We start from the raw sequence: 11,931 nt of genomic DNA on the forward strand, positions 1-11,931 counted from the left end.
AGTTCACCCGCATCACGGCCGGCTTCGCCGGCTGACCACCCGCACGCCGCTACGAGTACGTCGGCACTCCCGGGTCCCGCCCCGGAGGGCCGGGGGTGTAACCGGCCTCCTCGACGGCGGCGTGGATGTGTGTCCGCGGCACCGGGCGGTCCGCCCGGACGACCACGATCTCGGCCGCTATGTCCACGCGCACGTCCGTGACGCCGGGGACGCGGCCGATCTCCTCGCCGACGATCTCCGCACAGTGACCGCACACCATGCCCAGCACGGTGTGACGGGACTCGATCACGGGCCCTCCCCCTTCTCGTTCGGTGCTTCGCCGGTCGTCACCGGTTCCTTGTCCGTCCGGCTGAGCTGGTGTGTACGACGTATCCGCCCGTCCGGGGCCAGCTCGCCGAAGAGATGGACCTCCGTGGCGGTGCGCCGCCCCCTGCGGTCGGTGGCGTGAATGGTGATGCGGGCCGCTATCCGCTCCCCGTCCCGCAGCGCCTCGTGCACCTCGAACGCGAAGTCCGACAGGTTCTTCCGGACCGGGCGGACGTGGGCCACCAGCCGGTCCCGGTCGATCCGGATCCCATTCGCGGTCTGCACCACATCCGGTGTGTAGTAACGGTCGACGACCGGGCCCGGGTCGCCGCCGTCCGCCACGATCTCGCGCGTAAAGGACGTGAAGAACTCGGCCATGAACTGCCGGGCCGTCCGACCGCCGGCCAACCCGCCGACCGGCCCGCGGGCCCCTTCGCCGGGCTGCTCGCCGGTCGTCCCGCCGGTCGTCCCGCCGGTCGTCTCGTCGGTTACCTCACGGGCTGCCATGTCGTTCTCCCCCCGGGCGGGACGTGCCCGCGCGCATCGGCGAGGTAGCACCCCGTGGGCGCTATCTCTTACATTATGTAAGATATAACACCCGACCTAACTTTGACAAGGTGTATGACTTTGCCCTCCAAGGGAGCCAAGGAACCCACGGGGTCCACGGGAGACCGCCCCTCCCCGCGCCGCCGCCGCGCCGACGCCGAGCGCAGCCGGTCCGCCATCGTGGACGCCGCGGTCCGGCTGCTCGGCGAGCGGCCGGAGGCCAGCGTCGAGGCGATCGCCGCCGCCGCGGGCGTCACCCGCCAGACCGTCTACGCCCACTACCCCTCGCGCAACGAGGTGCTCACCGCCGTCTTCGACCGCGTCACCGCGGAGACCGACGCCGCGCTGGACTCCGCCCGCCTCGACGAACTCCCCGCCGCCACCGGGCTGTTGCGGCTCCTCGACGTCAGCTGGGAGATCGCCGACCGCTACCCCGGCCTTCGGCACGCCGAGCCGCCCCCCGCGGACCGCCGGCAGGAGCGCGAGCAGCACCGTCCGATCATCGACCGGCTGGAGCGGATCGCCCGCCGCGGGCAGGAGTCGGGAGAGTTCGACCGGGACGCCGAGCCGCGCTGGCTGGCCGCCGCCACCGTCGCCCTCGGGCACGCGGCGGGGGCGGAGGTCGCCGCCGGCCGGATGACCCCGGCCGCGGCGGCGGAAGCCCTGCGCACGGGGGTCCTGCGCCTGTACGGGGTGGAGAGCTAGGAGCGTGTCCCGGTAACGGGCAACTGGCCGGGAGGTCGTGATGGGCCCCGCGGGCCAGGCCCGTCAGCCCGGCCCGCGGGCCGGGCTGACGGGGCCGGACGCCCCGTCAGGTCCGACCCCGCTCGGCGCCTTCCGGCGGCGTCCTCGGACGGCGCCTGCCTGCGGCGCCCTTCCTGTGCGCCGCAAAGTACGCCGCCGAGTACGCCGTCGGGCGCGCCGCTGAGCGCGCTGTCCAGCGCGCCGTCAGCCCTGCTGCCTCCCGGGCGCGTTCCGCCGCTGGTTGTACACCAGCGCGCCGCCCGCGAAGATCACCGCGCCCGCGCCCGCCAGCGCGGCCGGCAGCACCGCCGAGGAGTCCTCGGAGGTGGCGGCGAGGTTCGACTCGCCCTCGTTCAGCGTCTCCACCGCCTGCGCCTGCTTGCCCGTGGCGCCGTGGTCACCGTGGTCGCCGTGCACCGGGTCGGCCTTGCTGTTCTGCTGGTCGCCGCCCAGCTCCCGTACCTCGTCCGCCGACAGGGCGCCCGGCGTCAGGCCGGTGACCTCGCCGTTGCCGCCGTCGAAGACGACGTCCGAGCAGGAGAAGAAGTTCTCCTGGCTGTCCGAGCGGATCCACTGGATGAACAGCATGTGCTGTCCGCTGCGCTGGGGCAGCTGCAAGTCCCAGTAGTAGTGCCCGCCGTCCGAGCCCGCGCCGCCCTCCTGCGGCGGGTCGGTGACCGTCTGCAGGTGCTCCAGGTCGCCCCAGGCCAGCGGCTGGGTCGGGCTCCAGCCGTCGTTGGTGATGTAGACCTCGAACTTGCCCGGGTGGTGGGCCCAGTTGCTGTACTGGAGGTTGATGGTCGCGCCGGCGGTGAGGTGGGTCACCGGCCAGTCGTCACGGGCCGCGTTGTACGGCGAGAAGTCGTACGGGCTGCGGTCGCCGGCGCTGCAGATCGTGCCGTCCGGCACGTAGCCCTCGCCCTTCCCGCCGGCGTTGGAGTCCAGCACGGCGAACCAGTTGTACAGCGGCGTCGTGCCGGCGGCCTCCACCGCCGCCGCGCACGCAGGGTTCGACGGCATCTGCGTGTCGCCGTTCGCGAGCAGGTCCTTGTAGCACAGGAACGTACGCGAGCCGGGCTCCATCGCGACGCCGTGGGCCGAGGCGGGCGTCGGCACCGCGAGCGCCGCGGTCGCGACGCCCGCGACCCCGGCGAGTGCGAGCGTGCGCTTGAGGCGGATCGAACGGCCGGCGCGGACGAGTCGTTGGACAGCCATGGTCATGGTCTCCTTCGGGTTCTCCCTGAGCGCTGACGCGAGAGCCCGCGACCCTGGTCCGCGTGACGGGCCGCCGAGCCGTCCCGGGATCGGCGTCCGACGACCTGGCAGGGGGTCTCACGTTCGTCGTGAACAGGTCAATGGGAGCGCTCCCACTGACGGTAGCGCGGTATTACACCGCTGTAAACCGCTGTCGCCGGAACTACGGGCATGGGCCGGGCGGCGGCGTTGTTGTCGGTCTCGACAGCCCTGCCGTGAACAGGAGTGACACATGCCCGAGAGCCGCGACACCGAGGTCGTCGTTTTCGACGTCCTCGGCACGCTTGTCGACGAACCCGGCGGCCTCCGCGCGGAGATCGGCGCCGCTGTGCCTGCCGCCGGCGATACGGCGGTCGGCGAACTGCTCGCCCTCTGGCAGGGCCACGTCGAGGCCGAGCAGGGGCGGATGGCCCGCGGGGAGCGCCCGTACGCCGACAGCGACACCGTCGACCGCGAGGCCGTCGAACTGGTCGCCGAACGCGCCGGCATCACTGACTTGGAGACCCGCGCCCGGCTGGCCACCGCGACCCGGCGGCTGCCCCCGTGGCCCGATTCCGCCGCCGGACTCGACCGCCTCACGCGCCACTTCCCCGTCGCCGGCCTCTCCAACGCCTCCGCTCCCACGCTGCTGCGCCTCGCCGCGCACGGCGGGCTGCGCTGGCACCAGGCGCTGTCCGGCGCGGCGGTACGGGCCTACAAACCGGCGCCGGAGGTCTACCGGCTCGCCGCCGAGGCCGCCGGATGTCCGCCGGAGCGGGTGCTGATGGTCGCCGCCCACGCCTGGGACCTGCGGGCGGCGCAGCGGAACGGCCTGCGGACGGCGTACGTCCCGCGCCCGGGCGGCGATCCGCCCGCGGAGACGGACGCTTTCGACCGGCATTTCGACGGGCTGGACGGGCTGGTGGCGGCGCTGACGGGGGAGTAGCGCGCACGGCGGTGAAGAGGCGGGGGCGGCTGGCGCATACGCGCCCGTACACGAGCCCGCATACGCGCCCGACATCCCCCTGGGCGGCGGGGCTTCGGTGGGCCACGATCCTTCTGGCGGCCGAAGTGCCCGCCGGGGGGTGGTCGTTCGGGGACCCCTCCCGGCCGTATCGCCGAGGATGGGAGACGGCCGCAGGTGGCTCGCCCGAGAAAGGGACCACGATGGAAGCTTTTCCTCCGATGCCCGGCGAGCCGCCCTCCCGCCCCGGGCAGTCGCCGTCCGATCCCGAGCAGCCGGCGTTCGGACCCGAGCAGTCGGCGTCCGATCCCGAGCAGTCGGGGTTCGGGCCCGCGGAGCCGTTGTACGCCGCACTGGTGCCGCCACCGCCGCCCGCGCCCGCCCGGCCCCGCGACCCGTACGCCGTCGGGCTCGCCAACGCCTCGCTGCTGGGCGTCGGTTACGGAATGCTCCGGCGTCCCCGGATCGCCGTCGGCACCGCGGCCGTGTCGGTCGTGCTCGTCATCCTGCTGGCGACGGCCGGGCGCAACGGGTGGTTCCAGGGCGTCGTGCTGGCGTGGTGGATCGGCGTCACGGTGCACGGCTGGTACCTCGCCGGCGGTCGCCTGCCGCGCCGCGGAGCCGCCGCGCCGGGTGCGTCCCCGCAGGCCGCGGGGCCGACGCAGTCCGCGGGTGAGCCGCCGGAGGCCACGGAGCCGACGCAGGCCGCGGCATCGGAGCAGCCCCCGGCGCCGGCCCAGACCGCCGCCACCCTCCCGGCACTGGCCGCCGCCTCCGCCGCAGAGCCCTCCGACCCGTCCCCCGCGGAGCCCGCCGCCCCGCCCGTGAACGCGCGCCGGGACCGGCTCGTCGCCCTCGCCGTCGCCGCGCCCGTCATCCTCGCCTGCACCGCGCTGCGCCTCGACGCCTCCCGCATCGAGGACAACGCCGCCGACGCCCACCGCGCCGGCGAGTGCGCGCAGGCCGTCTCCGACCTCGACGGCCTCTGGTTCGGCCACCGCCTCGCCGACGCCCCGCTGACCGCCCGCGCCGAGGACAGCACCGAGGCGTGCGAGCTGCTGCTGAAGGCCGAGCGCCAGGCGGACGACGACCGCGTAGGCGGCGCCCGCACCCTCCAGGCGTACGCGAAACACCCCGACGCCCTCTGGGAGGGCGCCGACAGCCGCCGGGCCGACCTCCTCCTTTCCCAGGCGGAGGACGAGCTGGAGAACGGACTGACCGGCGACGCCGGGGCGCTGAGCGCGGGCTTCGGCCATCTCGGCACCGTCCTTGACGAGTTCACGGGCGACAAGGGCGCCGAGGACCGGAGCGACGACGTGGACGACGCGCTCGACGAATTCCTCGGTGAGCTGCCCACCGACAACGCCTGCCAGACCAAGGAGGTCACCGACTGGCTCGCGCACCGCGAGAGCGGCGACGACGGGCTGGACCGGGCCGCCGACGTCGTACCCGAGGTCGCGCCCGCCGCGATCGTCGACTGCGGCGACGAGCTGATGGCCAGCGACACCTGGGAGGGGGCCCGCACGCAATACCGTCAGCTCCTCGACGAGTACCCCGACCACGAGCTGGCGGGTGCGGCCGAGGACGGCGTGGAGCGCGCGGAACTGGCCATCCAGCTCGACAACGTAACCGGCCTGCTGGAGCCGCCGGACTACGGCGGCAAGCCCGCGTACTGCAAGAAGCCGGCCCCGTACCGCGGCGCCGAGCCCTACCGCGGCAACGGCCCGCACCGCGCGCTGCTCTACGGGCAGAGCACGCACCGCTCCAAGCTCCCGTCCTCCTGGAAGGCGAAGGGCCCGAAGGACGCCGTGGTGGTGATCTGTGCGGGCGCCTCGTCGTACGGGTCCACGGCGGCGACCTGCCCGTACAACGACCACCTGTCCCCCGGCGGGGTCGCGAACGTGTCGTTCAGGAACCGCGAGATCCCGGTCCGGGTCTACGAGCTGCGCACCGGCAAGCTGGTGAAGAAGACGAACGTCGAGATCGGCGGCTCCAGTTGCCCGGCGACCCTGGAGTACACGTACTACGGAATCGACAGCGGCCCGCCGTCCGACGTCTACGTCAAGTCCTCCGAGTCCGACGTGCGCGCGGGCTACGAGTCGCTGATCTACCCCTGAGAGCCGGAACCGGTCCGGGGCGGTGGCGGCCGCCCCGGACCGGTCCGGCTGTGCGCGCCGGCGGCGCGCAGGATCCGGTCGGCGCCGGACTCAGTTGGTCGCGAGCGCGTACGCCAGGTCCGGGACGAACTGTCCCGCCGCCGCCGCGCACCCGTCCGCCTCGCCCGGGGGCTTGACCCACAGCAGCGCGTCCACGGCGTCGTCCCCGGCCGACAGCGTCGGGTTCTCGCCCAGCGCGCGGCCGGCCGGGTCGCACCACTCGTCGCCGTTGGCGCCGTTGCCGTTGCGGCTGGTGTCCACGACCAGCTTCAGGTCGGGGTCGCCGATGGCCGACAGGATCTGCTTGCCGTAGGCGAGTTCGTCGGCGGTGGTGTGGAAGTTGGAGACGTTGGTGAACACGCCGTCCGCCTCCGCGACCCCGGCGGCCGACAGCCGGGCGGCCTGGTCGGCGGGCTCGTGCCAGCCGGAGTGGCCGCCGTCGAGGTAGACGTGGGCCTGCGGGTCGGCGGACTTCAGGGTGGTGACGGCCTCCCGCAGGGCCGCGTGCCGGGCGTCGCGGCCGGACTGGTCGAGGCAGTCCTCCAGGGCGAGCGCGTCGGTCTCCAGAATGATCACGACGGGGTGTTCGCCGAGGCCGTCGGCGATCAGCTGGATCCAGTTCTGGTACGAGGGCAGGTCGGGGGCGCCGCCGGAACTGGCGCCGCCGCAGTCGCGGTTGGGGATGCCGTAGACCGAGAGCACGGGCAGCGCGTCGCCGGCCGCGGCCATGTAGTCGGCGACCTCCTGCTGCACGGTGTCGGGGTTGTACGAGGCGAGCCAGCGGGCCTGCGGCTGGGAGGCGATGCGGTCGGCGATGACCGGCTGCCGGGAGTCACCGGCGTTGGCCGCCGTCCACTCCTGGACCTGGGATTCGGGGTCGATGTACAGCGGCCCGGGCAGTTCGGCGGTGTCGGCTGCGGTGTCGGCCGCAGCGTCGGCGGCGGCCCGCGGTTCGGCCTCGCGGCCGGTGTCGGGCTCCGTCGCCGGGGCGACGGTGGCGAGCGCCGCGAGGGTGAGGCCGGCGCCGAGGAGGCCGGCCAGGGTGGTGAGGTGCAATCGGCGCCTTATGCGTGCGCGCATGGTGGTCCGTCCTTGTCGCGTCTGCCGGAGACCGGTGGCCTCCGGGTGGGAGGTATGCGTATGGGAGCGCTCCCATGCGATGCCGGAGCATAGTGGCGGACCGCCGGGTTGGAAACACCGTGCGCGTGGCGGAGGGCGGGTGTGGGACGGACGTCACGCCCGGCGGCCCGCGGGATCCGGGTTACAGTCGTGCGGTGGACGTGGGAGGACCCGAGGACGAGGCCGTCGGCTGCCCGCTGACCGCCGTCGCCGCCAGGTACCTGCCCCGGCTGTCGGAGTTCGCTTTCGAACCGGGGCTGGTCGCGGCCGTCGACCAGCACGCGGCGGCCGTACGCGACGCGTTGGCGCCCCGGCAGCGCCGCCCCTGGCACGACCTCCTGCCGCAGCGGATCGAACGTGTCTGCGCGCCGCAGCGGATGCGGCGCGAGGATCTGACGGACTACGTGGTCGGCTTCACCGACGTGCTGGCCGAGAGCGACTGGCGCGAGCCGGTCGGGTACGACTTCGCGGTGCTGAGGCTGACGGCGGTCTGCTGGCTGATCCGCGAGTACGACCTGCTGTCCGGCTGAGCGGCGCCCCGTCCGGCCGGCGGCGCCGGGCCCGGGCCCGTACCCGCCGCCGGGCCGTGGTCGAGACGCTGTCCCGCGTGTTGACCGACACCCGCTCGGCGGCCGTCAGCCAGCGCTCCCAGCGCTCCCGCATCGGCGTGACCAGACCGCCGCCGACGCCCACGACCGCCCCGCCGCGAGGACCGCGATCAGCGGCGGGCCGTGATCGCCGTGGCGGGCGGGTGAACGCGGGCCGCCGCCGGATTGCTGCGTCGGTTACGTCCCGTATCGTCACGAATGCCCCGGCGATCAGGAGGGACCGTGCCCGAACCCCAGCCCGTGCTGGCCCCGCCCGCGACCGCCGCCGTCTTCCTCGTCGTCACCGTCGCGCCCGGCGGCGAGGAGACCGTCCGCGACGTCCTCGAAGACCTCCCCGCGCTGCAGCGCGCGGTGGGTTTCGGCGCCCCCGACGACCGGCTGACGTGCGTCGCGAGCATCGGCGCCGCCGTCTGGGGCCGGCTCTTCCAGGGCCCGCGCCCGGCCGGTCTGCACCCGTTCCGCGAGCTGGCCGGCGCGCGCCACCGCGCCGTCGCCACCCCCGGCGACGTCCTCTTCCACGTCCGCTCCCGGCGCATGGACCTCTGCTTCGAGCTGGCCCGACGGCTGTGCGCCCAGCTCGGCGACGCCGTCGAGGTGGCCGACGAGGTGCACGGCTTCAAGTACTACGACATGCGCGACCTGCTGGGCTTCGTGGACGGCACGGAGAACCCCGAAGGGCAGGCGGCCGGCGCGGCGGTGTTCACCGGCGCCGAGGATCCGCGGTTCGCCGGCGGCAGCTACGTGATGGTGCAGAAGTACCTGCACGACCTCGACGCCTGGGAGGCGCTGAGCACCGAGGAGCAGGAGCGGGTCATCGGGCGTACCAAGCTGGGCAACACCGAGCTGCCGGAGGGGGCGCTGCCCGACGACTCGCACGTCGCGCTCAACACGATCACCGGCGCCGACGGCGAGGAGCGCGAGGTCGTACGGGACAACATGCCGTTCGGCTCCGTCGGCGACGGCGAGTTCGGCACGTACTTCATCGGCTACGCGCGGGAGCCCGGGGTGCTGGAGGAGATGCTGGAGAACATGTTCCTCGGCCGGCCGCCCGCCGCGTACGACCGGATCCTGGACTTCTCCACGGCCGTGACCGGCTGCCTCTTCTTCGCCCCGGCCGCCGACTTCCTCGACGACCTCCCCGACCGGCCCACCGCCCCCCTCCCGGCGGTGGCGGCCGACCCGGACCCCGTACCCGACCCCCCGGCCGCCGGCGACGGCTCCCTGGGGATCGGCGGCCTCAAAGGAGCACCCGCACGATGAACAACCTGCACCGCGAACTCGCTCCGATCACCCCGGCGTCCTGGGCGGAGATCGAGGAGGAGGCCCGGCGCACCTTCCGCCGGCATGTCGCCGGCCGCCGTGTCGTGGACGTCACCGGCCCGGAGGGTCCGGAGCTGGCCGCCGTGGGCACCGGGCACCTGGAGGAGATCGCGCCGCCCGCGCCGGGCGCGACGGCGCGGTTGCGCGCGGCGCAGCGGCTGATCGAGCTGCGGGTGCCGTTCACCGTCGGCCGCGACGCCGTGGACGACGTGGAGCGCGGCGCCCGGGATTCCGACTGGCAGCCGGTCAAGGACGCCGCCCGCACCGCCGCGTTCGCCGAGGACCGCATGATCGCCGACGGGTACGCCGCCGGCGGCATCGACGGCCTGCGGACGCGCGCCTCGCTGCCCGAGATGAGCCTGCCGGCCGAGGTCCGCGACTACCCCGACACCGTCAGCCAGGCGCTGTCCGCGCTGCGGCTGGCCGGCGTCGGCGGCCCGTACTCGCTGCTGCTCGGCGCGGATGCGTACACAGAGGTGAGCGAGACCGCGGACCACGGCTACCCGGTCGCCGAGCACATCTCGCGGCTCCTGGACGGCGAGCTGATCTGGGCGCCGGCCATGAGCGGCGGACTGGCGCTGTCCACCCGCGGGGGCGACTTCGAGCTGCGCCTCGGCGAGGACCTGGCCATCGGGTACACCGCGCACGACGCGAAGACCGTGCAGCTGTACCTGCACGAGACGCTGACGTTCCTGACGTACACGGACGAGGCGATCGTCGTCCTGCGGGCATGAACGACGTGCGCGACGACGAGGACGGTACCCGGGGCAGCGGCCGGGACGGCGGCCCGGAGTGCCGCCGGAACCCGCTGCTGTCCTGGCTGCGCGACATAGGGCCCGTGGTGCTCATGGTCGTCGCGTACTTCCTGCTGCCCCTGCACCTGCTGGGCGCGGAAAGACCCGAGCTGAGCTGGACGCTCTTCGCGGTGGCGCTTGGCGCCGTCACCGTGATGCTGCTCCGCGAGATCCGGGCGGTGCTGCTGGACGTGCCGCACGCCCGTCCCGGGTTCACCATCCCGCTGCTGATGATCGCCTCGATCCTCGTCTTCGCCGCCGCGTACGGCGCGATCGCCCGGCAGTCAGCGGAGTTCCACGGGCTGCGGACCCGGGTCGACGCGCTGTACTTCACGGTCGCGACCGTGGCGACCGTCGGCTACGGCGACATCACCGCGCGCGGGCAGACGGCCCGGATCCTGGTGATGGGGCAGATCACGTACAGCTTCGTCTTCCTCACCGCCGCGGCGACGGCGCTGAGCAGCCGGGTGCGCCGGGCGCTCGGTGAGCGGCACGGCGGGGGCGCCGGGCAGACGTGAGGCACGCCGGGCCGTTCACCCGTATGGCCCCCACGGGATCGTCCGGCCGCGACCCCGGCGCGATGCTGGAACTCCCGGCCGGCCCTTCGGGCGGCCCTCGGTAAGGAGTGTGTTCCGATGACCACGCCCACCGCCTCCACCCGCGGCACCACGCCGACGACCCCCACCCCGTCGAGCCGCGGCCCCAGCCCGTGGGCGACGGGCGGCACGGTGTTCGCCGGGGTGCTGATGCTCGTGTACGGCGTCCTTGCGGTGCTCCAGGGCATTGCGGGCATCGCGCACGACGACGTGTACATCCGGCAGGGCGACTACACCTTCGAGTTCAACCTGACGGCCTGGGGCTGGATCCACCTGGCCCTCGGCGTCGTCGTCGCCCTGGCCGGCCTGGGCATCCTGCGGGGCACCGAATGGGCCCGTATCTTCGGCGTCGGGCTGTCGGCCCTGGCCGTGATCGCCAACTTCGCGTGGCTGCCGTACCGGCCGGTGTGGGCGATCGTGAACATCGCCATCGCCGTCTTCGTGATCTGGGCGCTGTGCACCGACCGCTCCAGGTCGCTCGTCTGAGGCGGCACGGGCCGCGGCGCTCCCCGGTACGCCGGGTGTGACACCTTTCCGCATCGCGACGCTGATGTACGGGAGTACCGACACGTGGAGGTGTGCATCGTCAGCGCCGCAGACATGAACAACGGTTTCCGCGAGCCGTCCCACCGCGCGCAGGAGTTAGTCACGTTCCTCCGCGACCGGTACGCGGAGCAGCGCAGGACCGCGGTCGAGCAGCGGTGGCAGCACTGGCAGCGGGAGGTCGCCGAGCTGAACGCCAAGCAGGCGGTCGTGGACAACTGCGAGCGGTGGTCCCTGATCGCCGCGGAGGCAGGGCACCGGATCGCCGGGATGTCCGCCGCGGGCGTGGGCGTCGAACCCGCCGAGGCCCTGGAGGCGGCCCGGCTGGACGGCTGTGCGACGGCGATGGTCCATGTCGTGGCGACGCTGGCGCTGCCGTACCAGCGGCATCCGGAGTACCGGGAGGTGTGGCGGCCGGCGCCGGGGCCGTGAGCCCGCGGGCCGGCGGATGGCCGGCGGGCGGACCGGGCCGGCGGGCGGACCCGGCGGGCGGGCCGCCGGGCCCCGGGCTGAGCAACGGGCGCGCCGGCCCCGGGGTTCAGCCGCCGGAGCGGCCAAGGAGGGTGCGTACCCCCGCCGCACTCAGCGTCAGCGCGCCCGGGCTGCCGGCGTCGATGGTGAGAGACACCTCGTCCGACGGCCAGGCGTTGGCCAGGAGCACCAGCGGCAGCTTGCGGTACCTCTCGACGGACGGCAGCGCGTACCCCATACGTGACTCGGAGGTGAAGACGGGCACCAGCCGGTCCCCGTTCGGCTGCTCCATCACCGGCAGCATCATGGTCTCCTCTGCGCCGGCCTGCGCCGGCTCCGCGCCCTCCTCCGGCGCGCCCGGTCTCTCGTCCGGCACGGGCACGAGCACCTCGCTGTGGGCCAGCGCGTGCAGCGCCGCCGGGTCCTTGGCGTCGGTCGCCAGTGCCTCCAGCGCCCGCTGAGTGGTCGACGGGTCGTTCCCCTGCGGTGCCTCGGTCATGGTCCTTCGCTTCCTCCGGTGTGCCGCGACGC

Annotated in this window: 14 protein-coding genes; 9 read left to right on the forward strand and 5 right to left on the reverse strand. The window is 74.0% G+C overall.

The window, feature by feature from the left end; translation table 11 throughout:
* Nucleotides 1–49: 49 nt before the first annotated feature.
* On the reverse strand, nucleotides 50–289 hold the full coding sequence (locus T328_RS24035) for a heavy-metal-associated domain-containing protein (protein ID WP_496498224.1): 240 nt from the start codon (nucleotides 287–289) through the stop codon (nucleotides 50–52).
* Nucleotides 286–813 (reverse strand): nuclear transport factor 2 family protein, encoded by a 528-nt coding sequence (locus T328_RS24040; protein ID WP_496498225.1) that lies wholly within the window; start codon nucleotides 811–813, stop codon nucleotides 286–288. The genes T328_RS24035 and T328_RS24040 overlap by 4 nt, the downstream gene beginning before the upstream one ends.
* Nucleotides 814–933: 120 nt before the next feature.
* On the opposite strand from T328_RS24040, the gene T328_RS24045 reads away from it, so the two are divergent.
* Entirely contained in the window at nucleotides 934–1,557 is a 624-nt protein-coding gene (locus tag T328_RS24045) for a TetR/AcrR family transcriptional regulator (protein WP_496498226.1), read from the forward strand.
* Nucleotides 1,558–1,800: 243 nt separating this feature from the next.
* On the opposite strand, the gene T328_RS24050 is transcribed toward T328_RS24045, so the two are convergent.
* Nucleotides 1,801–2,817, reverse strand: a complete 1,017-nt coding sequence (locus T328_RS24050) for a lytic polysaccharide monooxygenase auxiliary activity family 9 protein (protein WP_496498227.1) — start codon at nucleotides 2,815–2,817, stop codon at nucleotides 1,801–1,803.
* A 265-nt stretch (nucleotides 2,818–3,082) separates the two neighbouring features.
* Between T328_RS24050 and T328_RS24055 the strand changes: the two genes are divergently transcribed.
* The gene (locus T328_RS24055; RefSeq protein ID WP_496498228.1) at nucleotides 3,083–3,775 is read left to right on the forward strand and encodes a haloacid dehalogenase type II; all 693 of its coding nucleotides are present in this window, start codon (nucleotides 3,083–3,085) and stop codon (nucleotides 3,773–3,775) included.
* A gap of 221 nt (nucleotides 3,776–3,996) precedes the next feature.
* Nucleotides 3,997–5,910, forward strand: coding sequence for a hypothetical protein (locus T328_RS24060; RefSeq protein WP_496498229.1), 1,914 nt, complete (start codon nucleotides 3,997–3,999; stop codon nucleotides 5,908–5,910).
* Nucleotides 5,911–6,000: 90 nt separating this feature from the next.
* Here the strand turns inward: T328_RS24060 and T328_RS24065 are convergent, their stop codons facing one another.
* A complete protein-coding gene (locus T328_RS24065) occupies nucleotides 6,001–7,029 on the reverse strand; it encodes a glycoside hydrolase family 6 protein (protein ID WP_496498230.1) in 1,029 nt (342 codons plus the stop codon).
* A 194-nt stretch (nucleotides 7,030–7,223) separates the two neighbouring features.
* On the opposite strand from T328_RS24065, the gene T328_RS24070 reads away from it, so the two are divergent.
* From T328_RS24070 to T328_RS24095, 6 genes are all read left to right on the forward strand, one after another.
* Nucleotides 7,224–7,598, forward strand: a complete 375-nt coding sequence (locus T328_RS24070; protein ID WP_496498231.1) for a DUF6401 family natural product biosynthesis protein — start codon at nucleotides 7,224–7,226, stop codon at nucleotides 7,596–7,598.
* Between the two features lie 300 nt (nucleotides 7,599–7,898).
* Entirely contained in the window at nucleotides 7,899–8,936 is a 1,038-nt protein-coding gene (locus T328_RS24075; protein WP_496498232.1) for a Dyp-type peroxidase, read from the forward strand.
* Nucleotides 8,933–9,730: a family 1 encapsulin nanocompartment shell protein gene (locus T328_RS24080; protein ID WP_496498233.1), complete on the forward strand. Its 798-nt coding sequence runs from the start codon at nucleotides 8,933–8,935 to the stop codon at nucleotides 9,728–9,730. The genes T328_RS24075 and T328_RS24080 overlap by 4 nt, the downstream gene beginning before the upstream one ends.
* Nucleotides 9,727–10,308 carry a potassium channel family protein gene (locus T328_RS24085; RefSeq protein ID WP_496498234.1) on the forward strand — a complete coding sequence of 194 codons (582 nt, stop codon included), beginning with the start codon at nucleotides 9,727–9,729 and terminating at the stop codon, nucleotides 10,306–10,308. Before T328_RS24080 ends, T328_RS24085 begins: the two co-directional genes overlap by 4 nt.
* Nucleotides 10,309–10,425: 117 nt before the next feature.
* Nucleotides 10,426–10,872: a DUF7144 family membrane protein gene (locus tag T328_RS24090; RefSeq protein ID WP_496498235.1), complete on the forward strand. Its 447-nt coding sequence runs from the start codon at nucleotides 10,426–10,428 to the stop codon at nucleotides 10,870–10,872.
* Nucleotides 10,873–10,956: 84 nt separating this feature from the next.
* Nucleotides 10,957–11,361 (forward strand): DUF6221 family protein, encoded by a 405-nt coding sequence (locus T328_RS24095; protein WP_496498236.1) that lies wholly within the window; start codon nucleotides 10,957–10,959, stop codon nucleotides 11,359–11,361.
* 106 nt (nucleotides 11,362–11,467) lie between these two features.
* Here T328_RS24095 and T328_RS24100 read toward each other — a convergent pair whose 3' ends face one another.
* Nucleotides 11,468–11,899 (reverse strand): SseB family protein, encoded by a 432-nt coding sequence (locus T328_RS24100; RefSeq protein WP_496498237.1) that lies wholly within the window; start codon nucleotides 11,897–11,899, stop codon nucleotides 11,468–11,470.
* Nucleotides 11,900–11,931: the final 32 nt, after the last annotated feature.

This window comes from Streptomyces sp. CNX435 (assembly GCF_059570575.1).